Annotated in this window: 15 protein-coding genes; 11 read left to right on the top strand and 4 right to left on the bottom strand. The window is 71.9% G+C overall.

What is annotated here, in order from left to right:
* Positions 1-238: 238 nt before the first annotated feature.
* Positions 239-2,629 (bottom strand): endopeptidase La, encoded by a 2,391-nt coding sequence (gene lon, locus ABEB06_RS23960; RefSeq protein WP_345698946.1) that lies wholly within the window; start codon positions 2,627-2,629, stop codon positions 239-241.
* Between the two features lie 88 nt (positions 2,630-2,717).
* Entirely contained in the window at positions 2,718-3,407 is a 690-nt protein-coding gene (locus ABEB06_RS23955) for a rhomboid-like protein (RefSeq protein WP_345698945.1), read from the bottom strand.
* A gap of 412 nt (positions 3,408-3,819) precedes the next feature.
* Here ABEB06_RS23955 and ABEB06_RS23950 point away from each other — a divergent pair, with 412 nt between their 5' ends.
* The 7 genes from ABEB06_RS23950 to ABEB06_RS23920 all read left to right on the top strand — a co-directional run bounded on the left by ABEB06_RS23950 (position 3,820) and on the right by ABEB06_RS23920 (position 13,960).
* Positions 3,820-4,545 (top strand): response regulator transcription factor, encoded by a 726-nt coding sequence (locus tag ABEB06_RS23950; protein ID WP_345698944.1) that lies wholly within the window; start codon positions 3,820-3,822, stop codon positions 4,543-4,545.
* Positions 4,546-4,623: 78 nt separating this feature from the next.
* A complete protein-coding gene (locus tag ABEB06_RS23945) occupies positions 4,624-5,778 on the top strand; it encodes a HAMP domain-containing sensor histidine kinase (protein WP_345698943.1) in 1,155 nt (384 codons plus the stop codon).
* A 288-nt stretch (positions 5,779-6,066) separates the two neighbouring features.
* The gene (locus ABEB06_RS23940) at positions 6,067-9,804 is read left to right on the top strand and encodes a multifunctional oxoglutarate decarboxylase/oxoglutarate dehydrogenase thiamine pyrophosphate-binding subunit/dihydrolipoyllysine-residue succinyltransferase subunit (RefSeq protein ID WP_345698942.1); all 3,738 of its coding nucleotides are present in this window, start codon (positions 6,067-6,069) and stop codon (positions 9,802-9,804) included.
* Positions 9,805-9,958: 154 nt separating this feature from the next.
* Positions 9,959-11,671 carry a serine/threonine-protein kinase gene (locus tag ABEB06_RS23935; protein ID WP_345698941.1) on the top strand — a complete coding sequence of 571 codons (1,713 nt, stop codon included), beginning with the start codon at positions 9,959-9,961 and terminating at the stop codon, positions 11,669-11,671.
* A gap of 52 nt (positions 11,672-11,723) precedes the next feature.
* Positions 11,724-11,903, top strand: coding sequence for a DUF6104 family protein (locus ABEB06_RS23930; RefSeq protein WP_345698940.1), 180 nt, complete (start codon positions 11,724-11,726; stop codon positions 11,901-11,903).
* Between the two features lie 142 nt (positions 11,904-12,045).
* Complete coding sequence (locus ABEB06_RS23925) at positions 12,046-12,957, top strand: DUF4097 family beta strand repeat-containing protein (RefSeq protein WP_345698939.1); 912 nt, start codon at positions 12,046-12,048, stop codon at positions 12,955-12,957.
* 1 nt (position 12,958) lies between these two features.
* Positions 12,959-13,960 carry a PadR family transcriptional regulator gene (locus tag ABEB06_RS23920; RefSeq protein ID WP_345698938.1) on the top strand — a complete coding sequence of 334 codons (1,002 nt, stop codon included), beginning with the start codon at positions 12,959-12,961 and terminating at the stop codon, positions 13,958-13,960.
* A gap of 62 nt (positions 13,961-14,022) precedes the next feature.
* Here the strand turns inward: ABEB06_RS23920 and ABEB06_RS23915 are convergent, their stop codons facing one another.
* A complete protein-coding gene (locus ABEB06_RS23915) occupies positions 14,023-14,985 on the bottom strand; it encodes a zinc-binding dehydrogenase (protein ID WP_345698937.1) in 963 nt (320 codons plus the stop codon).
* Positions 14,986-15,079: 94 nt separating this feature from the next.
* Positions 15,080-16,279: an NAD(P)-dependent malic enzyme gene (locus tag ABEB06_RS23910; RefSeq protein ID WP_425559685.1), complete on the bottom strand. Its 1,200-nt coding sequence runs from the start codon at positions 16,277-16,279 to the stop codon at positions 15,080-15,082.
* 608 nt (positions 16,280-16,887) lie between these two features.
* Between ABEB06_RS23910 and ABEB06_RS23905 the strand changes: the two genes are divergently transcribed.
* The 4 genes from ABEB06_RS23905 (at position 16,888) to ABEB06_RS23890 (ending at position 20,711) form a co-directional block, all read left to right on the top strand.
* Complete coding sequence (locus tag ABEB06_RS23905; RefSeq protein WP_345698936.1) at positions 16,888-17,808, top strand: ABC transporter substrate-binding protein; 921 nt, start codon at positions 16,888-16,890, stop codon at positions 17,806-17,808.
* 235 nt (positions 17,809-18,043) lie between these two features.
* Positions 18,044-18,943 (top strand): ABC transporter substrate-binding protein, encoded by a 900-nt coding sequence (locus ABEB06_RS23900; RefSeq protein ID WP_345698935.1) that lies wholly within the window; start codon positions 18,044-18,046, stop codon positions 18,941-18,943.
* 86 nt (positions 18,944-19,029) lie between these two features.
* Positions 19,030-19,926 carry an amino acid ABC transporter permease gene (locus tag ABEB06_RS23895; protein ID WP_345698934.1) on the top strand — a complete coding sequence of 299 codons (897 nt, stop codon included), beginning with the start codon at positions 19,030-19,032 and terminating at the stop codon, positions 19,924-19,926.
* Positions 19,923-20,711: an amino acid ABC transporter ATP-binding protein gene (locus ABEB06_RS23890; RefSeq protein WP_345698933.1), complete on the top strand. Its 789-nt coding sequence runs from the start codon at positions 19,923-19,925 to the stop codon at positions 20,709-20,711. The genes ABEB06_RS23895 and ABEB06_RS23890 overlap by 4 nt, the downstream gene beginning before the upstream one ends.
* The last annotated feature ends 123 nt before the right edge of the window (positions 20,712-20,834 follow it).

Genomic DNA, 20,834 nt, shown 5'->3' with positions numbered 1-20,834 from the left:
GACGCACTCCCGGCCGCGGCCGGGCGGGGACACCGCGCTAGAACGCGCGGTGACAGATCGCGGAGCACGCGTACGCCAGGTCGACGGTCAGTCGACGGCTCAGGTACGCGTGGCGATGCATGGGCCAACCTTTCCGCACTCAAGGAGTGCCTCGCAAGGGGCGCGAGGAACTGCGCGCCACGCCATGCACTCGGGTAGAGCGATGGTCGGTCGCGCAGTTCCTCGCACCCCTGTCGGTTCACGCCCCGATCAGAACCTCCGCCGGTTCCAGCGCCAGCTGCAGCACCTCCCGCACGTCGGCCACCGCGTGGACGGTGAGCCGCTCCAGGACCTCGGCGGGGACGTCGTCGAGGTCGGGCTCGTTGCGCTTGGGGATGATCACCGTGGTGACGCCCGCCCGGTCCGCGGCGAGGAGCTTCTGCTTCACGCCGCCGATCGGCAGCACCCGCCCGGTCAGCGACACCTCACCGGTCATCGCGACGTCCGTCCGGACCTTGCGTCCGGAGAGCAGCGAGGCGAGCGCGGTGGTCATGGTGATGCCGGCGCTGGGCCCGTCCTTGGGGACGGCGCCCGCGGGGACGTGCAGGTGGATGCCGCGGTCCCGCAGCCCGGTGACCGGGAGTTCCAGTTCGGCGCCGCGCGAGCGCAGGTAGGAGAGCGCGATGTGGGCGGACTCCTTCATCACGTCGCCGAGCTGCCCGGTGAGGATCACCCCGGTCGAGCCGGTCTCGGCGTCGGCGAGCGAGGCCTCGATGTAGAGGACGTCGCCGCCGGCGCCGGTGACGGCGAGGCCGGTGGCCACTCCGGGGACGGCGGTGCGCCGCTCGGCGGGTTCCTGTGCGGATTCGGGGGTGTGGTGCGGCCGCCCGATCAGGGCCCGCAGGTCGTCCGCGCCGATCGCGGCGGGGAGCTGCCGCTCGCCGAGCTCGGCCTGCGCGGCGACCTTCCGCAGGATGCGGGCGATCGAGCGTTCCAGGGTGCGGACGCCGGCCTCGCGGGTGTACTCGCCGGCGAGCCTGCGCAGCGCGGTCTCGTCGACGGCGACCTCCTCGCCGCTCAGCCCCGCCTTCTGGAGCTGGCGCGGCAGCAGGTGGTCGCGGGCGATGACGACCTTCTCGTCCTCGGTGTAGCCGTCGAGCCGGACGAGTTCCATCCGGTCGAGCAGCGGCTCGGGGATCTGTTCGAGCACGTTGGCGGTGGCGAGGAAGACCACGTCCGACAGGTCGAGCTCGACCTCCAGGTAGTGGTCGCGGAAGGTGTGGTTCTGCGCCGGGTCGAGGACTTCGAGCAGGGCGGCGGCCGGGTCGCCCCGGTAGTCGGAGCCCACCTTGTCGATCTCGTCGAGCAGCACCACCGGGTTCATCGACCCGGCTTCCTTGATCGCCCGCACGATGCGGCCGGGAATCGAGCCGACGTACGTCCGGCGGTGGCCGCGGATCTCGGCCTCGTCGCGGACGCCGCCGAGTGCGACCCGGACGAAGGAGCGGCCCATCGCCCGGGCCACCGACTCGCCGAGCGAGGTCTTGCCGACGCCGGGCGGGCCGACCAGGGCGAGCACGGCGCCGCCGCGGCGGCCGCCGATCAGGCCGAGGCCCTGGTCGGCACGGCGCTTGCGGACGGCCAGGTACTCGACGATCCGGTCCTTCACGTCGGTCAGGCCCGCGTGGTCGGCGTCCAGCACGGCGCGGGCGCCGGCGATGTCGTAGGCGTCCTCGGAGCGCTCGTTCCAGGGCAGCTCCAGCACGGTGTCCAGCCAGGTGCGGATCCAGGAGCCCTCGGGCGACTGGTCGCTGGAGCGCTCCAGCTTGTCGACCTCCTTGAGGGCGGCCTCGCGGACCTTCTCGGGCAGGTCGGCGGCCTCGACCCGGGCCCGGTAGTCGTCCTCCTCGGTGCCGGACTCGCCGTTCAGCTCGGCGAGCTCCTTGCGGACGGCCTCCAGCTGGCGGCGGAGCAGGAACTCCTTCTGCTGCTTGGCGACCCCCTCCTCGACGTCCTTGCGGATGCTGTCGTTGACCTCCTCCTCGGCGAGGTGGTCGCGGAGCAGGCCGAGGGCGTACTCGAGGCGGGCCAGCCGGTCGGCCTCCAGCAGGACCTTGAGCTTCTGCTCGGCGGTGACGAAGGGGGCGTAGCCGATGTTGTCGGCGAGCTCGCCGACGCCGTCGATGGCGGCGACCCGGTCGACGACCTGCCAGGCGCCGCGCTTGCGCAGCCACTGGGTGGAGAGCGCCTTGTACTCCTTGACCAGGTCGGCGGCGCGGCCGGCCACCGGGAGGCCGGGGTCGGACTCGCGGAACGGGCCGGTCTCGACCCAGAGCGCGGCGCCGGGGCCGGTGGTGCCGGTGCCGATCCGCACCCGGCGGACGGCGCGGACCAGGGCGGCGGGGTCGCCGTCGGCGAGCCGGCCGACCTGCTCGACGGTGGCGAGGGTGCCGACCGCGGCGTACGAGCCGTCCAGCCGGGGCACCAGCAGGACCTGCGGCTTGGCGGCGCCGGCGGCCGAGCGGGCGGCCTCGACGGCGGCGCGGACCTCGGTGTCCTTGAGGTCGAGCGGCACGACCATGCCGGGGAGCACGACCTCGTCGTCGAGCGGCAGGACCGGCAGGGTGAGCGGAGTGGACGTCGATGCCATGATCTCTCCCCAGTCAGTGAAGTTGAGCTGACCTGACTAAGGTTTGGCGGGCCCCGGATGTTCCCGGCCGGCTGTTCGCCGTGAGCGATCAGCGCTGGGCGTCGGCGAGCACCAGGGCGCCCCGCGGCCGGGCGGGCCGGGCGCGGTCGCGGCGGCGCAGGAACGGCCAGAGGGCGACGCCGGCGGCGAGCGCGGCGGGGTGGCCGACGGCGGTGACCAGGTCGCCGTCGGCGAGCGCCTGGCGGCCGACGAACAGCGCGGCACCTGCCAGCACGGCCGCCCGCCAGGGCGGCGGGAGCAGGCCGGCCAGCGCGCCGAGGCTGGTCAGCACGCCGTAGCTGACGCCGATGTCCAGCGCGTCGAGGTCGGCGGCGGGGGCCCGGCCGGCGGCGACGGCGGCGACCACGACGGCCTGGGAGAGCAGGGTGGCCCCGACGTGCCCGGTGGCGAGGACGCCGGCCGCCCGCAGCCCGCCGATCCGGCGCTCCAGCGGGGCGACGGTGAAGAGGAAGGCCCAGAAGTAGGGGAGCCAGACCGGTCCGGCCACCCAGAGCCCGCTGAACAGCAGGGCCCGCACGGGGTGGACGAAGAGGTTGTGGGCGTCGCTGCTGGAGGCCTGGTGCAGCCGCTGCACCAGGCCGGGGTCCGCGAAGCGCGCGAACAGCGTGGTGCCGAGCAGCAGGGCGAGGTACCCCAGCGCGAAGGGGTTGCGGCGCGGCGTCGGAACACCCCGGCCGAGGGCGCGCGCGAGGCGCGGCAGTGCCCGGGTGCCGGCCATCGCACCTCCCCGTCCGGGTCTGACGCGCCTTGACGTGACCACGATACGTCGCGGTCCTGGGAGTCTGCTGAGGAAGTCCTGTGAAGAGTGGAACGATGCGTACCGCTTCCTTCTCCCCCTTGGTCCGTACCAGCCCTCCGCTTACGCACGAGTAGCCGTGCGGGCATTGGGCGAGAGCCCGACGGGGGGGTATACGCACCGTTACGGGGGAGATTTTGGGCAGGTAAGGTATCGGCCCGTGCCCGCCTGAAGTGTCCGGTTCACCTGCCGGAACACACGCGGTGTCCGTACGCTGCACAAGGGCGGGCCGGGCACAGCCCACGACGGAACAAGACGACTACGACGCGGAGCCCGCTGTCCCCACAGGCAGCCGGCCCGCAGCCCTGGGGGCGGTGGCGTGACCGTGACAGAAATGCAGCAGGAAACCCTCAACAACGGCCCGGTGGGCACTCAGCGTCGGGTGCTCGTGGTCGAGGACGAACCCACCATCGCGGAGTCCATCGCGGCCCGACTGGGCGCGGAGGGCTTCAAGGTCGCCGTGGCCCACGACGGCCCCGGCGCGGTGGACGGCTTCCACACCTGGCAGCCGGACCTGGTGGTCCTCGACATCATGCTGCCCGGCTTCGACGGCCTCGAAGTGTGCCGCCGGATCCAGGCCCAGCGCCCGGTGCCGGTGCTGATGCTGACCGCCCGCGACGACGAGACGGACCTGCTGGTCGGCCTCGGCGTCGGTGCGGACGACTACATGACCAAGCCGTTCTCGATGCGCGAACTGGCGGCCCGGGTCAACGTGCTGCTGCGCCGCGTGGAGCGGGCCCAGCAGGCGGCGCGGACCCCGGCGCTCGGCAGCCTCCGCTTCGGCGAACTGGAGATCGACCACGTGCAGCGCCGGGTCCGGCTGGGCACGGAGGACGTCCACCTGACGCCCACCGAGTTCGACCTGCTCGCCTGCCTGGCCGCGCAGCCGCGCGCGGTGCTCACCCGCGAGCAGCTGCTCGCCGAGGTCTGGGACTGGACGGACGCCTCGGGCACCCGCACGGTCGACAGCCACGTGAAGGCGCTGCGCCGGAAGATCGGCGCGAGCTGGATCCGCACGGTGCACGGCGTCGGGTACGCCCTGGAGGCCCCGCTCTCCTAGGCCGGCGCGGACGGCATGGGCCACCGGGGGGCCCATCGCCGCGCGGAGCAAGACGGCCACACGGACTCGGGACCTGCCATGACCTTTCCTCAGCAACGCAACGGGGACGCCGAGCGCTCCCCGCGCCCCGGCCTGGCCGCGCGCGCCGCGCGCCGCGTGTGGGCCGACATGCGGCCGTTCGACCCGGTCCGCTCGATCAAGGGCAAGCTCGCCCTGCTGGTGGTCGTCTCCGTGGTGCTGGCCACCGGGATGGTGGTGGTCGCGATCCGGTCGGAGACCCAGATCCGGATCATCATGATCTTCTCCACCATCGCCTCGCTGCTCTTCATGCAGTTCCTCGCGCACGGCCTGACCGCTCCGCTGCGCGCCATGACGGCCGCCGCCCGGGCGATGGCCCGGGGCGACTACAGCGCCCGGGTGGACGCCTCCTCCCGCGACGAGATCGGTGAGCTGGCCGCCACCTTCAACCTGATGGCCGCCGACCTGGAGGCCGCCGACCGGCACCGCCGGGAGCTGATCGCCAACGTCTCGCACGAGCTGCGCACGCCCATCGCCGCACTGCGCGGCGTGCTGGAGAACGTGGTGGACGGGGTCGTGAAGCCCGACCCGCAGAGCCTGGGCGCGGCCTTGGAGCAGACCGAGCGGCTCGGCCGGCTGGTCACCCACCTGCTCGACCTGTCCAAGCTGGACGACGGCGTGGTGCCGCTGGACGCCCGCCCGTTCGACGTCCGCCCGTTCCTGGACGGCGTGCTGCGCGGGGTGACCGTGGACGGCGCCACCGCCGGCGGCGCGTACGCGCGGCGCGGCGACCTGCGCCTGGCCCTGGACGTCGAGCCGTCCGGCCTGAGCGCGGTGGCCGACCCCGAGCGGCTGCACCAGGTGGTGGCCAACCTGGTCGACAACGCCTGCAAGCACTCCCCGGCCGGCGGCACGGTGACCGTGCGGGCCCGGGCCGGTCAGCGGCCCGGCGCCCTGCGGCTGGAGGTCGAGGACCAGGGCCCCGGCATCCCCGCCGCCGACCGCGAGCGGGTCTTCGAGCGCTTCGGCCGCAGCGGCTCCGCGACCGCGCTCGGCCCGGGCAGCGACGGCGGCACCGGCCTGGGGCTGGCCATCGCCCGCTGGGCGGTGGACCTGCACGGCGGCGAGATCCGGGTGGCCGAGGCCGGCCGCGGCTGCCTGATCGAGGTCACCCTGCCGGGTGAGGCCCAGCTCAGGGCGCGACTCGGCGCCTAGTTGTCACACAACCGGTACAAACATGTCGGGCCCGGGCGGAAGATCGCGCCCGGACGGTACCGCCACCACCTTTTGTCCGATTTAATGGCGGTATCAGCATGGTGGGGGCCCGGCCGGGTTCCCACCTTTACCGGATCTCTAACGCGCAGATCCGGCCAAAATCCTGCCCGCCGATGTGATCTGGGCGACGCCTGACCGGTGGGGACTGCGCGATCACTGGTCGGAGGCGTAGCCTTAATCCCCGCTGTCCAACCATCCAAAAGGAAGCGGAAGAGGGCGGTTGCCCCGATGTCGCCACACCCTGAAACCCCCAGCAGCTCGGCAAGCTCCACTGGCTTCGGCCCCAATGAGTGGCTCGTCGACGAGATCTACCAGCAGTACCTCCAGGATCCCAACTCGGTCGACCGAGCCTGGTGGGACTTTTTCGCCGACTACAAGCCCGGTACCGAGGTGACTCCAGTGACCCAGGCCGCAACCCCGGTCGGCCCCACGCCGACCCCCGTTGCCGCTCCTGCCGCTGCCGCTCCGGCGGCGCCCGCCCCCGCTGCACCGGCCGCTCCGGCTCCGGTCCAGCCGGCGCCCGCGCCGCTCGCCGCCGCTCCCGCCGCCCCGCCGGCGCCCAAGGCCGCCGCCCCGGCCGCGGTCGCGCCCGCCGCCGAGACCGGCCCCGAGCTGGTCCAGCTGCGCGGCCCGGCGAAGGCCGTCGCGACCAACATGGACGCGTCCCTGGAGGTCCCGACCGCGACCTCGGTGCGCGCCGTCCCGGCGAAGCTGCTGATCGACAACCGCATCGTCATCAACAACCACCTCCAGCGCGCCCGCGGTGGGAAGGTCTCCTTCACCCACCTGATCGGCTACGCCCTGGTCCAGGCCGTCAAGGCCAACCCGGGCATGAACTACAGCTACAAGGTGGAGGACGGCAAGACCTACCTGGTCAAGCCGCAGCACATCAACCTCGGCCTGGCCATCGACCTGGTCAAGCCGAACGGCGACCGCCAGCTCGTCGTCGCGGCCATCAAGAAGGCCGAGACGCTCGACTTCTTCGGCTTCTGGCAGGCCTACGAGGACATCGTCCGCCGGGCCCGCGCCAACAAGCTGACCATGGACGACTTCACCGGGGTCACCGTCTCGCTGACCAACCCCGGCGGCATCGGCACCGTGCACTCCGTGCCGCGCCTGATGCAGAACCAGGGCACCATCGTCGGCGTCGGCGCCATGGAGTACCCGGCCGAGTTCCAGGGCTCCTCCCCGGACACGCTGGCCCGCCTCGGCGTCTCCAAGATCATGACGCTGACCTCCACCTACGACCACCGCGTCATCCAGGGCGCCGCGTCGGGTGAGTTCCTGCGCTCGATCCACCAGCTGCTGCTCGGCGAGAACGGCTTCTACGACGAGGTCTTCGAGTCGCTGCGGATCCCGTACGAGCCGGTCCGCTGGGCGACCGACGTCGCCGCCACCCACGACGACGAGGTCAACAAGACCGCCCGCGTCATGGAGCTCATCCACGCGTACCGCGTGCGCGGCCACCTGATGGCCGACACCGACCCGCTGGAGTACAAGCAGCGCAAGCACCCCGACCTGGACGTCGTCCAGCACGGCCTCACCCTGTGGGACCTGGAGCGCGAGTTCGCCGTCGGCGGCTTCGGCGGCCAGAAGATGATGAAGCTCCGCGACATCCTCGGCCTGCTGCGCAACACCTACTGCCGCACCGTCGGCATCGAGTACATGCACATCCAGGACCCGAAGCAGCGCAAGTGGCTGCAGGAGCGCCTGGAGAAGCCGTACACCAAGCCCGAGCGCGAGGAGCAGTTGCGCATCCTGCGCCGGCTGAACTCGGCCGAGGCCTTCGAGACCTTCCTGCAGACCAAGTACGTCGGGCAGAAGCGTTTCTCGCTGGAGGGCGGCGAGTCCCTCATCCCGCTGCTGGACGCGACCATCGACGCGGCGGCCGAGCACCGCCTGGACGAGGCCGTCATCGGCATGGCCCACCGCGGCCGCCTGAACGTGCTGGCCAACATCGTCGGCAAGCCGTACGGCCGGATCTTCGGCGAGTTCGAGGGCAACCTCGACCCGAAGTCCATGCACGGCTCCGGCGACGTCAAGTACCACCTGGGCGCCGAGGGCACCTTCACCGGCCTGGACGGCGAGACCATCAAGGTGTCGCTGGCCGCCAACCCGTCCCACCTGGAGACGGTCGACCCGGTCGTCGAGGGCATCGCCCGCGCCAAGCAGGACATCCTGGACCAGGGCGGCACGACCTTCCCGGTGCTGCCGATCCAGGTCCACGGCGACGCGGCCTTCGCCGGCCAGGGCGTGGTCGCGGAGACCCTGAACATGTCGCAGCTGCGCGGCTACCGCACCGGCGGCACCGTGCACATCGTGGTGAACAACCAGGTCGGCTTCACCGCCGCCCCGGCGTCCTCGCGCTCCTCGATGTACTGCACCGACGTGGCCCGCATGATCGAGGCCCCGATCTTCCACGTGAACGGCGACGACCCGGAGGCCGTGGTCCGCGTCGCGCGGCTCGCCTTCGAGTTCCGCCAGGCGTTCCACAAGGACGTCGTGATCGACCTCATCTGCTACCGCCGCCGCGGTCACAACGAGGCCGACAACCCGTCGTTCACCCAGCCGCTGATGTACGACCTGATCGACAAGAAGCGCTCGGTGCGCAAGCTGTACACCGAGGGCCTGATCGGTCGCGGCGACATCACCATGGAAGAGGCGGAGCAGGCGCTCCAGGACTTCCAGGGCCAGCTGGAGAAGGTCTTCTCCGAGGTCCGCGAGGCCACCGCGCAGACCAGCACCGCCAACGGCCGCCCGGTCGCCGACTTCCCGGTCAACATCCAGACCGGCATCTCCGAGGAGATGGTGAAGCGGATCGCCGCCTCGCAGGTCAACCTGCCCGAGTGGCTGACCGTGCACCCGCGCCTGCTGCCGCAGCTGCAGCGCCGCGCCGCCTCGGTCGAGGACAACACCATCGACTGGGCCACCGGCGAGACCCTCGCCATCGGCTCGCTGCTGATGGAGGGCCACCCGGTCCGCCTGGCCGGCCAGGACTCCCGCCGCGGCACCTTCGGCCAGCGCCACGCGGTGCTGATCGACCGCAACACCGGCGAGGACTACACCCCGCTGCTGTACCTGACCGAGGACCAGGCCCGCTTCACCGTCTATGACAGCCTGCTGTCGGAGTACGCGGCGATGGGCTTCGAGTACGGCTACTCGCTGACCCGCCCGAACGCGCTGGTCATGTGGGAGGCGCAGTTCGGCGACTTCGTCAACGGCGCGCAGACCATGGTGGACGAGTACATCGCCTCCGCCGAGCAGAAGTGGGGCCAGCACTCCGGCGTCACCCTGCTGCTGCCGCACGGCATGGAGGGCCAGGGCCCGGACCACTCGTCCGCCCGCCCGGAGCGCTTCCTGCAGCTGTGCGCGCAGGACAACATGACGGTCGCGATGCCGACCCTGCCGTCGAACTACTTCCACCTGCTGCGCTGGCAGGCGCACAACCCGCACCACAAGCCGCTCATCGTCTTCACCCCGAAGTCGATGCTGCGCCTGAAGGCCGCGGCGTCCGCCACCAGCGAGTTCCTGTCGGGCTCGTTCCGCCCGGTCATCGGGGACTCCACGGTGAACCCGGCTCAGGTCCGCAAGGTCGTCATCACCTCCGGCAAGTTCTACTACGACCTGGAGGCGGCCCGGACCGAGCGCGGCATCACCGACACCGCCATCGTCCGGATGGAGCGGCTCTACCCGCTGCCGGTCGCCGAGCTCCAGGAGGAGCTGGCCAAGTACGGCTCGGACGTCCAGTTCATCTGGGCGCAGGAGGAGCCGGCCAACCAGGGTGCCTGGCCGTTCATCGCGATGAACCTGGTCGACCACCTGCAGGTCGTCATCGGCCGCAGCGCCAACGGCGGTGCGCGTCTGCGCCGCGTCGCCCGCACGGCCTCCTCCGCCCCGGCGGTGGGTTCGGCCAAGCGGCACGCCGCGGAGCAGCAGGCCATCGTCGACGAGGTCTTCTCGATCTGACCCCGGTCGTTCCCGAAGGCCCGGCCCCCGCACCGCGAGGGGCCGGGCCTTCGGCGTTCCGGCCGGCGCCCGCCGCTGAGCCCCCGTCAGCCGCCGGACGGGCGGGCCGCTACGGTATGGCGGTCACCGCGTGCGCTCACTGGGGGAACCTCGCATGTCCGATCCGCTGCCGCCGCCCGTCTTCCGTCCGCTGCTCGCCGAGGACCCGGCCGAGGTCGGCGGCTACCGGCTGTACGCCCGGCTGGGAGCGGGCGGCATGGGCCGGGTCTACCTCTCGTACACGCCGGGCGGGCGTCCGGTGGCGCTCAAGGTGGTGCGCCCGGAGTTCGCCGAGGACGCTGAGTTCCGCCGCCGGTTCGCCCAGGAGGTGCTGAACGCCCGGCGGATCCACGGCCTCTACACCGCGCAGGTGATCGACTCCGGCCTCGACGCCGAGGCTCCCTGGCTGGTCACCGCGTACGTGCCCGGCCCGTCCCTGCAGCAGGTGGTCCGCGAGCACGGCGCGCTGCCGGTCCGGACCGTGCTGCTGCTGCTCGGCGGGATCGCCGAGGCGCTGCAGGCGATCCACGGCGTCGGGGTGGTCCACCGGGACCTCAAGCCGGCCAACGTGCTGATCGCCGGCGACGGACCGCGGGTGATCGACTTCGGCATCGCCCGCGCGGCCGACGCCACCGCGCTGACCGGCACCGGCTTCCGGATCGGCTCGCCCGCCTTCATGGCCCCCGAGCAGGCGCAGGGCCACCCGGTCACCCCGGCCACCGACGTGTTCGCGCTCGGTGCACTGGCCGCGTACGTGGCGGGGGGCGTCCCGCCGTTCGGCGAGGGCCCGGAGACCGCCGTGCTGTACCGGGTGGTGCACGAGGAGCCGGTGCTCGACGGCGTCCCGGCCGAGCTGCGCGGCCTGCTGCTGCGCTGCCTGGCCAAGCGGCCGGAGGACCGGCCGGCGCCCGCCGAGATCATTGAGGTCGCCCGCGCGCACCCGGCGGTCGGCGGCCTGCTCCGGTTCGGCGACGACTGGCTGCCGGCCGGGGTCGGCCCCGAGCTCACCCGCCGCTCCGACCTGCCGCACACTCCCCCGGCGCCGTTGCCGACGGCGCCCGCCGGCCCACCGCCGCCCGCGATCCCGCCGACCGCCCCGGTCACCGTGCCGGTGTCCGGCCCACCCGTGCCGGTGTCCGGCCCACCCGTGCCGGCGGTGCCGCCCGCCGCCGGCTTCGGCCCGCCCCCGGCCGGCTTCGGCCCACCGCCGGCCGGCGCGTACGACACGACCCGGACGGCCGCCGGGCCCGCGCCCCGGCGCGGGAGCGTCTCCTGGAAGACCCTGCTGGCCGTCTCGGTGGTCATGGTGCTGGCCGGCACCGCGGCCGGGGTGGCGCTGAAGGGCCGGGCGGACGGGAACGGCGCGGCCACCGGCGGCGTCGCGGGCGGCTCGGCCGGCGCCGCGGGGAGCCCGCAGGGGACCGCCCGGGGCGGCTCCGCCGAGGGCCGGTACACCGAGGTGTACCGGGACCGGGAGCTGCACAGCCCGGACTACACCTACAGCTTCGACCTGGCGGCCGGGAAGGTGGTCTCCGACGGGGCGAGCCCGTCCTGGGAGCTGGAGCCCGGCCTCGGCCGTTTCACCTGGTCCGGCAACTCGGACGTGTTCGTCTCCCGCGACGGCGGCCTGACGCCCGAGCAGTGCGCGGCCGGGATCGACCGGGCCCCGGTGACCGACCTCGCCTTCGACGCGCTGCCGGTCGGCCGGGTGTTCTGCGTCCGCAACCGGGTCAACGGCGGGGTCGCCGTGGTCACGGTGCTGGAGCAGGGCAACCGGAGCACGGCGGAGGTCCGGCTGTCGGCCAGCTACTACCGCCACGACGGCTGACCCGGCCGTTCTATCCTGACGGGGTCACACCCCCATCGCACCGGAGCGCACCGTGTACTTCACCGACCGCGGCATCGAGGAGTTGGCGGGCCGACGCGGCGACGAGGAGGTCACTTTCGAGTGGCTGGCCGAGCGTCTGCGCGAGTTCGTCGACCTCAACCCCGATTTCGAGGTCCCGGTCGAGCGGCTGGCCACCTGGCTGGCCCGCCTCGACGACGAGGACGACGAGTAGGAAACCGCACCGACACGGCCCGGGAGGCGATCGCCTCCCGGGCCGTTCGCCGTTCCCGGGGGGTGCTTGACAACTCCAGAACGCGATATATCGTGAATGACAGAGGAACGCGATACATCGCGAACGGGAGGACGGGACAGCCATGACCCAGTGGACGGTCGACGAGACGACGAAGATCAGCTCCGAGGAGCCGGTCTCCACCCTGCACGTACGGATCATCGAGGGCGCCGTCAACGTGGTGCCCACCGACGGCCCGGCCCGGCTGGAGGTCAGCGAGCTCAAGGGCGAGCCGCTCCAGGTCACCCTGGAGGACGGCGTGCTCACCGTCACCTACAAGGACCTCAGCTGGGGCGAGTTCGGCGACGCGGTGAAGTCCGTGCAGTCCGCCAAGCAGTTCTTCGGCACGCTGCGCCGCCGCCGCAAGGCCGTGGTCTCGCTGGCCGTCCCGGCCGACGCCACCGTGAAGATCGGCACGATCTCCGCCGACACGACCGTCTCCGGCATCACCGGCGAGGTCTCGGTGCAGGGCGCCAGCGGCGGCACCACGCTGGTCGGCCTCTCCGGCCCGACCCACGTCAACACCGTCTCCGGCGACGTCGACGCCGAGGACCTGGCCGGCGAGCTGCGGGTCAACACCGTCTCCGGCGCGCTCACCCTGGTCGCCGGCCTCGCCGAGAAGATCCAGGCCAAGTCGGTCAGCGGCCGCATCACCCTCGACGTGGAGGCGACCACCCCCACCGACATCTCGGTGGGCACCGTCTCCGGCGCCGTCGGCATCCGGCTGCCCTCGCTCGCCGACGCCAAGGTCGAGGCCGGCACCACCACCGGCCAGCTCTCCAGTGCCTTCGAGGAGCTCACCCTGGTCTCCAGCTGGGGCGCCAAGCGGCTCAGCGGCCAGCTCGGCAGCGGCGCCGGCCGCCTCCAGGCCACCACCGTGACCGGCCCGGTGACCATTCAGCGCCGCCCCGACACCGACGAGGACGGCGCCGCCGCGCCGAAGGAGCTCCCCGCCCCGGCCGACCTCGGCAAGACCGACCTCAGCAAGGAGCTGTGACATGACCCCCGTCTTCGGCCACGGCCGGCTGCGCCTGTACCTGCTGAAGCTGCTCGACGAGAGCCCCCGGCACGGCTACGAGGTGATCCGTCTGCTGGAGGAGCGCTTCCAGGGCCTGTACGCGCCCTCGGCCGGCACCGTCTACCCCCGGCTGGCCAAGCTGGAGGCCGAGGGGCTGGTCGCGCACTCCACCGAGGGCGGCCGCAAGGTGTACCGGCTGACCGACGCGGGCCGCGCCGAGCTGGCCTCCCGGCAGGGCGAGCTCGCCGAGCTGGAGCAGGAGATCCGCGACTCGGTCGCCGAGCTCGCCGGGGCGATCCGCGAGGACGTCCGGGACAGCGCCAAGGACCTGCGTGCCCAGCTCTGGCAGGACGCCGAGCAGGCTCCCCGGTCCGGCCGCCGGGCCGGCGACCCGTGGGCCGGGCCGTGGGGCGACAAGGAGTCCTGGCAGCGCGCCAAGGACGAGTTCGCCCAGTTCAAGGCGCAGGCGAAGGAGCAGGCCAAGCGCGCCAAGGAGCAGGAGCGGGCCGCCAAGGAGCAGGCCCGCGCCGCCGAGGCCGAGGCCAAGCGGCTGCGCGAGCAGTCCAAGGCCGCGCGGTCGGCCGCCCAGCAGGAGGCCCTGCGGCTGAAGAAGCGGATCGAGGAGCAGATCCGCGAGCACGCCTCCCGCGGCGACTGGTCCACCGGCCTCAGCGAGGGCCTGGCCGAGCTCACCCGCGGCCTCGGCTCGCTCGCCGACGCCGCGAAGTGGGGCCACCCCACCGCCGAGGAGCAGCTGAAGTCGGTCCGGATCGACCTCGACGACCAGGCCCCGGCCGAGCTCCCCGACTGGGCCCGCACCGACCCCGCCGGCGACCCGGCCCGCGAGCTGGAGCGCCTGCTCGACCGCTTCCGCGACCGCGTCCGCGACGCCGCCCGCGACGACGGCGTCACCGCCGCCCGGCTGTCCCGCGCCCAGGCCGTGCTCGCCGCGGCGGTGGAGAAGCTCGACTTCGGCTCCTGACCGGTCGGCGACCGCGGCCTGGGCCGCCCGCTCGCTGCGGGCGGCCCAGGCCGCGGTGCCGGTCAGGGCGTCAGGACGAGCTTGCCGAAGACGTCGCCCTTGGCGAGGCGGGCGAAGGCGTCGCGGGCCGCGCCGAGCGGCTGGACGGAGTCGATCACCGGGCGGACGCCGGTGTTGGCGCAGAGCGCCAGCAGGCCGGCCAGCTCCTCCTTGGTGCCCATGGTGGAGCCGACCACCTTGAGCTCCAGGAAGAAGATCCGGTTCAGCTCGGCGGCCTTCGGGCTCGGGCCGCTGGTGGCGCCGGAGATCACGATCGTGCCCCCCGGCTTGAGCGCCTTGACGGAGTGGGACCAGGTGGCGGCGCCGACGGTCTCCATCACGGCGTCCACCCGCTCGGGCAGCCGGGCGCCGGACTCGAACGCGGCGTCCGCGCCGAGCTCCACGGCCCGGGCCCGCTTCGCCTCGTCCCGGCCGGTCACCCAGACCCGCAGGCCGGCGGCCTTGCCGAGCACCACCAGCGCGGTGGACACGCCGCCGCCCGCGCCCTGCACGAGCACGGTGTCGCCGGGCTTCACCCCGGCGTTGGTGAACAGCATCCGGTACGCCGTCAGCCAGGCGGTGGGCAGGCACGCGGCCTCCGCGAAGGAGAGCTCGGCCGGCTTCGGCAGCAGGTTCCAGGTCGGGACGGCGACGCGCTCGGCGAAGGTGCCCTGGTAGCGCTCGGTCAGGATGGAGCGCGGTTCGGCCGGGCCGACGCCGTGGCCGCTCTGGCCGATCACCGAGTGGATGACCACCTCGTTGCCGTGCTCGTCGACGCCGGCGGCGTCGCAGCCGAGGATCATCGGCAGCCGCTCGGCGGGCAGGCCCACGCCGCGCAGCGACCACAGGTCGTGGTGGTTGAGGGTGGCGGCCTTGACGGTCACCACGCTCCACCCGGGGCGTGCCTGGGGCTCGGGCAGCTCGCCCAACTCCAGTCCGCTCAGCGGGTCGTCGGCGTCGATACGTGCGGCGTAGGCAGCGAACATGTCCCGGACGATAGCCGGGAACGGGCGGGGCCCGGTACCACGCGGGTGTGTGAGTCTCACCGCGTGTCCCGGGCCCCGGAACCGTGCTATCGCGTTACCGGCGGGCGACGCCCTCGGCGCGGGCGGCCTCGGCGACGGCCTTGGTGACGGCCGGGGCGACCCGCTCGTCGAAGGGGGACGGGATGACCTTCTGCGGGGTCAGCTCGTCGGCGACGACACCGGCCAGCGCCTTGGCGGCGGCCAGCTTCATGCCCTCGGTGATCCGGGTGGCCCGGACCGACAGCGCGCCCGCGAAGATGCCGGGGAAGGCGAGCACGTTGTTGATCTGGTTCGGGAAGTCCGAGCGACCGGTGGCCACGACGGCCGCGTACTTGTGGGCGACCTCGGGGTGGATCTCCGGGGTCGGGTTGGCCATCGCGAAGACGAAGCAGCCCTCGGCCATGGTCGCCACGACGTCCTCGGGGACGGTGCCGCCGGAGACGCCGATGAAGACGTCCGCGCCGTTCAGCGCGTCGGCCAGCGAGCCCTCGACGCCGGTGCGGTTGGTCAGCGCGGCGATCTCGGCCTTGACGTCCGTCAGGTCGCCGCGGCCCTCGTGCACCACGCCCTTGCGGTCGCAGACCGCGACGTCGCCGATGCCGGCGGCGACCAGCATCTTGGCGATGGCGATGCCCGCGGCGCCGGCGCCGGAGATCACGGCGCGCAGCGAGGAGATCTCGCGGCCGGTGACCTTGGCGGCGTTCCACAGCGCGGCGGTGGTGACGATCGCGGTGCCGTGCTGGTCGTCGTGGAAGATCGGGATGTCCAGGGCGTCCTGGAGCCGGCGCTCGATCTCGAAGCAGCGCGGGGCCGAGATGTCCTCCAGGTTGACGCCGCCGAAGGACGGGGCGAGCCGCACCACGGTCTCGACGATCTCGTCGACGCCGGTGCAGGCCAGCGCGATCGGGACGGCGTCCACGCCACCGAACTGCTTGAAGAGGATCGCCTTGCCCTCCATCACGGGCAGCGAGGCCTCGGGGCCGATGTCGCCCAGGCCCAGCACCGCGGTGCCGTCGGTGACCACGGCGACGGTGTTGGACTTCCAGGTGTAGTCGTTGACCAGCTCGGGCTGCTCGGCGATGGCGGTGCAGACCCGGGCGACGCCCGGGGTGTAGGCGAGGGACAGGTCGTCCGCGTCGCGCACCGGCACGGTGGCACGGACCTCCATCTTGCCGCCGCGGTGGAGCGCGAAAACGGCGTCGACCGGGTCCTCGGTCGTGTCCTGGGTGTTGGGGTGGATGATCTCCGCTGCCACGATGACCTCTTCGTCAGTGTTCAGCGAGAGCGCAACGAACCCGACGGCAGCCGTCGGGCGGCGCCCTCGGTTGAGGGTTTTATGGGTGTTCTGCGCTGTGTTACTGCCGGCTGTACCCAGGCCCGGCCGGCCGGAGTCGGCAATGTGACGGACTCCGCTCGAGCCTAGGTCGGACCACGGCACCGCACCTTGTGCCGTTACGTCCATTTCGCACACCGTTCACGGCGAATCGACCACTTGACGACGGACGGACGTCGGAAGCGTCCGCCCGCCAGCGGCAACAGCCGTCCGGCGTGCACACCCGCAGGAGTGAACGCAGACCCGGAGGGGAGGCGGTGCCTCGGATCCAGAGCCGGCGTACCCGGCTTCCAGTCCTGCGCACCCCGGTCCTGTCGCGGACCGTCGGCCTGTGTTCATGCTTCGGGGGTCACCCGATACCAGATTCTGACACACCCGATGCCCGACCCAGCAGGCCGGGATGGCAGGATCCCGTGTTCGACGACCGGAATCCGGCGCTCCGCGTACTCGCGCGGACGTGGACAGCCCGCGCCGATCGGCGCGTACCGGCGGGTAACAGCACCACCTCTCCCACAGGAGCACCGCACGTCATGTACGTCCTGCACAACGCCATACGCACCGCCGGCCGGGTCGGCGCCACCGCCGTCGCCGGGTCCGTCCTCCTCACCGCCTGCGCCTCTCCCGCACCGAAGGAGCCGAACGAGGAGAAGCTCCACGACCGGCTGCCGGCCGCGGTGAAGTCCGCCGGCGCGATCAAGATCGGCGTGGACCTGAACTACGCGCCGGTCGAGTTCAAGAGCCAGGGCAACAAGCCGGACGGCCTCGACCCGGACATCGCCAACGCGCTGGGCGAGGTGCTGGGAGTCCGGGTGGAATTCGTCGACACCCCGTTCGACAAGCTGCTCCCCGGGCTGCACGCCAAGAACTACGACGTCGTGATGTCGGCGATGACCGACAACCGGCAGCGCCGCGAGGGCACCGACGAGACCGGCAAGCAGGTCACCCCGGGCGTGGACTTCGTGGACTACTTCATCGCCGGCACGTCGATCGTGGTGTCCAAGGGCAACCCGCAGAACATCGGCTCGCTCGACGACCTGTGCGGCCGCACCATCGCGCTGCAGCGCGGCACCACCCAGGCGGCGATCATCCAGCGGCAGACCGGGGCCTGCGAGAAGAACCGCAAGCCGATGACCGTGAAGCTCACCGACAGTGACGCCGAGGCGCTGGCCCTGGTCGGCTCGAACAAGGCCGTCGCCGACCTCAGCGACTTCCCGGTCGCCGCGTACGTCGCCCAGCAGGGCCAGAACGGCGCCCAGTTCCAGGTCGCCGGCGCGCAGCTCCAGGCGGCGCCGTACGGCATCGCGCTGACCAAGGAGAACTCCGAGCTGCGCGACGCGCTCACCAAGGCCCTGGACCGGATCATCCGCAACGGCGAGTACGAGAAGATCCTCAACAAGTGGGGCGTGGGCGCGGGCGCGGCACAGAACGCCGTGGTCAACGGCGGTTTCTGACCCGCCGGGTCTGCATACTTATACGCAGGGTGACAGGGGCGCGGCATTCGTCCGAATAGCGGACATCCTGGCCCCTTGTTATCCGATTTTGATCTGAATAAGGGTCCGTCCACCGGTGCCGAGTGGCAGGATTCCCACAACTCGGATCGCAAAAGCCCACCTCGGCGGAGGGTGGTGCTCGCTTCCCCCGGCGGCGCGCTCCGCCCGACTCTCCCAACAGGAGGAGATCCCCCTCATGACCGCTCGTACCCAGCGCACCCGTTTCCTCGCGGCTGGTGCCGCCCTGGCCGCCGGCACTCTGCTCCTCACCGCCTGTGGCAGCGACGGCGACAAGACGAGCACCGCCTCCGGCTCGTCGGCGCCGCTCTACAGCAAGCTCCCCGCCGACATCCAGAAGGCCGGCGTCGTCAAGGTCGGCTCCGAGGTCGCCTACGCGCCGGTGGAGTTCAAGCAGGGCGAGAAGATCACCGGCATCGACCCGGACCTGGCCGAGGCCCTGGGCAAGCAGCTCGGCGTGAAGTTCCAGATCCAGGACGCCGGCTTCGACACCCTGATCACCTCGCTCTCCACCAAGCGGATCGACCTGATCATGTCGGCGATGACCGACAACAAGGAGCGCCAGGGCAAGGGCGTCGACTTCGTCGACTACTTCAAGGCCGGCACCTCGATCCTGGTTCAGAAGGGCAACCCGAAGGGCATCAAGTCCCTGGAGGACCTGTGCGGCCAGACCGTCGCCCTGCAGAAGGCCACGGTCAACGAGGACACCGCCAAGGCCCAGTCCGAGAAGTGCAAGGCCGCCGGCAAGGGTGAGATCACCATCCAGGGCTACGAGCACGACGGCGAGGCCCTGCTGAAGCTGAAGGCCGGCGCCGCGGTGGCCGACCTCAACGACTACCCGGTCGCCGCGTACAACGCGCAGACCTCGGGCGGCGGCAAGGACTTCGAGGTCGTCGGCGAGCAGATCGACCCGGGTCTGTACGGCATCGGCGTCTCCAAGGAGAACGCGCAGCTGCGCGACGCGGTCAAGGCCGGCGTGGACGCCCTGATCGCCAACGGCGAGTACGCCAAGATCCTCGACAAGTGGAACGTCAAGCTCGGCGCGGTGACCGAGGCGACGGTCAACGGCGGCTCCTGAGCCACCGCCCCGGTCGGGCCCGCGGTTCGAGTGACCGCGGGCCCGACCCCGTCTCCCCCTCCGCCCGCCCGAGAGGCCTCATCCCCATGACTACTCCCCCGACCGGCCCGGACCAGGTGCCCGCCGAGCACGTGATCAAGGCGATCCCGGTGCGGCACTACGGCCGCTGGGTGGCCGCGGTCGCCGTCGTCGCCCTGCTGGCCGCCCTGATCGCCGCCTTCGCCGGCGCGAAGATCCAGTGGTCCATCACCGGCGACTACCTGTTCAAGCCCGAGATGATCAAGGGCGCCGGCAACACCCTGCTGATCAGCGTCGCCTCGATGGCGCTTGGCCTGATCCTCGGTGTGCTCGCCGCCGTCATGCGGCTCTCCCACAACCCGGTCACCTCGACCGTGGCGTGGGGCTACATCTGGCTGTTCCGCGGCACCCCGGTGCTGGTCCAGCTGCTGATCTGGTGGAACCTGGCGCTGGTCTTCCCGACCATGTTCGGCACCTCCACCAACGAAATCATCACCCCGTTCATGGCGGCCTTCCTGGGCCTGGGCATCAACGAGGGCGCCTACATGGCGGAGATCGTCCGGGCCGGCATCCAGTCGGTGGACGAGGGCCAGACCGAGGCCGCCCACGCGCTCGGCATCTCCCGGACCAAGACCATGTGGCGGATCGTGCTGCCGCAGGCGATGCGGGTCATCGTCCCGCCGACCGGCAACGAGTTCATCAACATGCTGAAGACCTCCTCGCTGGCGTACGTGGTGACCTACCCCGAGCTGGTCACCAAGGCCAAGGACGTCTACACCAGCAACCTCGCGGTGATGGAGCTGCTCTTCGTCACCTGCTTCTGGTACCTGGTGCTCACCACGATCTTCAGCATCGGCCAGTACTACCTGGAGCGGCACTACGCCAAGGGCTCCACCCGGAACCTGCCGCCGACCCCGCTGCAGAAGATCAAGGCCAACCTCTTCTCCCTGGGGCGTGCCAAGTGACCGACTTCGAGAAGTCCACCCCGTCGAACGTCCTGGTCCGCGCCGAGGGCGTGCGCAAGTCCTACGGCCTGGTCGAGGTGCTCAAGGGCATCGACCTGGAGGTCCGCAAGGGCGAGGTGTTCTGCCTGGTCGGCCCCTCCGGCTCCGGCAAGTCCACCTTCCTGCGCTGCATCAACCACCTGGAGAAGATCAACGCCGGCCGGCTCTGGGTCGACGGCGAGCTGGTCGGCTACCGGCAGAAGGGCGACAAGCTCTACGAGCTGAAGGACAAGGAGGTCGCCCTGCAGCGCCGTGACATCGGCATGGTGTTCCAGCGCTTCAACCTCTTCCCGCACATGACCGCGCTGGAGAACGTGATCGAGGCGCCGGTCCAGGTGAAGGGCCAGGCCAAGGCCGCCGCCAAGGAGCGGGGCATGCAGCTGCTCGAGCGGGTCGGCCTCGCCGACAAGGCGAAGAACTACCCCTCTCAGCTCTCCGGCGGCCAGCAGCAGCGCGTGGCGATCGCCCGCGCCCTGGCCATGGAGCCGAAGCTGATGCTCTTCGACGAGCCCACCTCGGCGCTCGACCCGGAGCTCGTCGGCGACGTCCTGGACGTCATGCGCCAGCTCGCCCAGGACGGAATGACCATGATCGTGGTGACCCACGAGATGGGCTTCGCCCGCGAGGTCGGCGACGCGCTGGTCTTCATGGACGGCGGCGTCGTGGTCGAATCCGGTCACCCGCGCGAGGTGCTCACCAATCCGCAGCACGAGCGCACCCGCGCCTTCCTCTCCCGGGTGCTCTGAGTCCGCGGCCCGATCCCCGGCGCCCGTCGCGTTCCCCGCGGCGGGCGCCGACACATGCGGGCGCGACGTAATACCCTGGAGGCACTTGGCCCGTTACGGCCCCTGTCGGCCGCTGTGGAAGGA

It is taken from the genome of Kitasatospora terrestris, assembly GCF_039542905.1.
In the GTDB taxonomy this organism is placed as follows: domain Bacteria; phylum Actinomycetota; class Actinomycetes; order Streptomycetales; family Streptomycetaceae; genus Kitasatospora; species Kitasatospora terrestris.
Note: the sequence above shows the minus strand (reverse complement) of the source record. Positions and strands in the feature narration are given on the sequence as shown.

Excerpts from the sequence above, each read along its gene's own strand:
- ABEB06_RS23950 (WP_345698944.1), top strand. The coding sequence starts at position 3,820 with ATGCAGCAGGAAACCCTCAACAACGGCCCGGTGGGCACTCAGCGTCGG.
- ABEB06_RS23940 (WP_345698942.1), top strand. The coding sequence starts at position 6,067 with ATGTCGCCACACCCTGAAACCCCCAGCAGCTCGGCAAGCTCCACTGGC.
- ABEB06_RS23945 (WP_345698943.1), top strand. The coding sequence starts at position 4,624 with ATGACCTTTCCTCAGCAACGCAACGGGGACGCCGAGCGCTCCCCGCGC.
- ABEB06_RS23925 (WP_345698939.1), top strand. The coding sequence starts at position 12,046 with ATGACCCAGTGGACGGTCGACGAGACGACGAAGATCAGCTCCGAGGAG.
- ABEB06_RS23895 (WP_345698934.1), top strand. The coding sequence starts at position 19,030 with ATGACTACTCCCCCGACCGGCCCGGACCAGGTGCCCGCCGAGCACGTG.
- ABEB06_RS23920 (WP_345698938.1), top strand. The coding sequence starts at position 12,959 with ATGACCCCCGTCTTCGGCCACGGCCGGCTGCGCCTGTACCTGCTGAAG.
- ABEB06_RS23905 (WP_345698936.1), top strand. The coding sequence starts at position 16,888 with ATGTACGTCCTGCACAACGCCATACGCACCGCCGGCCGGGTCGGCGCC.
- ABEB06_RS23900 (WP_345698935.1), top strand. The coding sequence starts at position 18,044 with ATGACCGCTCGTACCCAGCGCACCCGTTTCCTCGCGGCTGGTGCCGCC.
- ABEB06_RS23955 (WP_345698945.1), bottom strand. The coding sequence starts at position 3,407 with ATGGCCGGCACCCGGGCACTGCCGCGCCTCGCGCGCGCCCTCGGCCGG.
- ABEB06_RS23935 (WP_345698941.1), top strand. The coding sequence starts at position 9,959 with ATGTCCGATCCGCTGCCGCCGCCCGTCTTCCGTCCGCTGCTCGCCGAG.
- ABEB06_RS23915 (WP_345698937.1), bottom strand. The coding sequence starts at position 14,985 with ATGTTCGCTGCCTACGCCGCACGTATCGACGCCGACGACCCGCTGAGC.
- lon (WP_345698946.1), bottom strand. The coding sequence starts at position 2,629 with ATGGCATCGACGTCCACTCCGCTCACCCTGCCGGTCCTGCCGCTCGAC.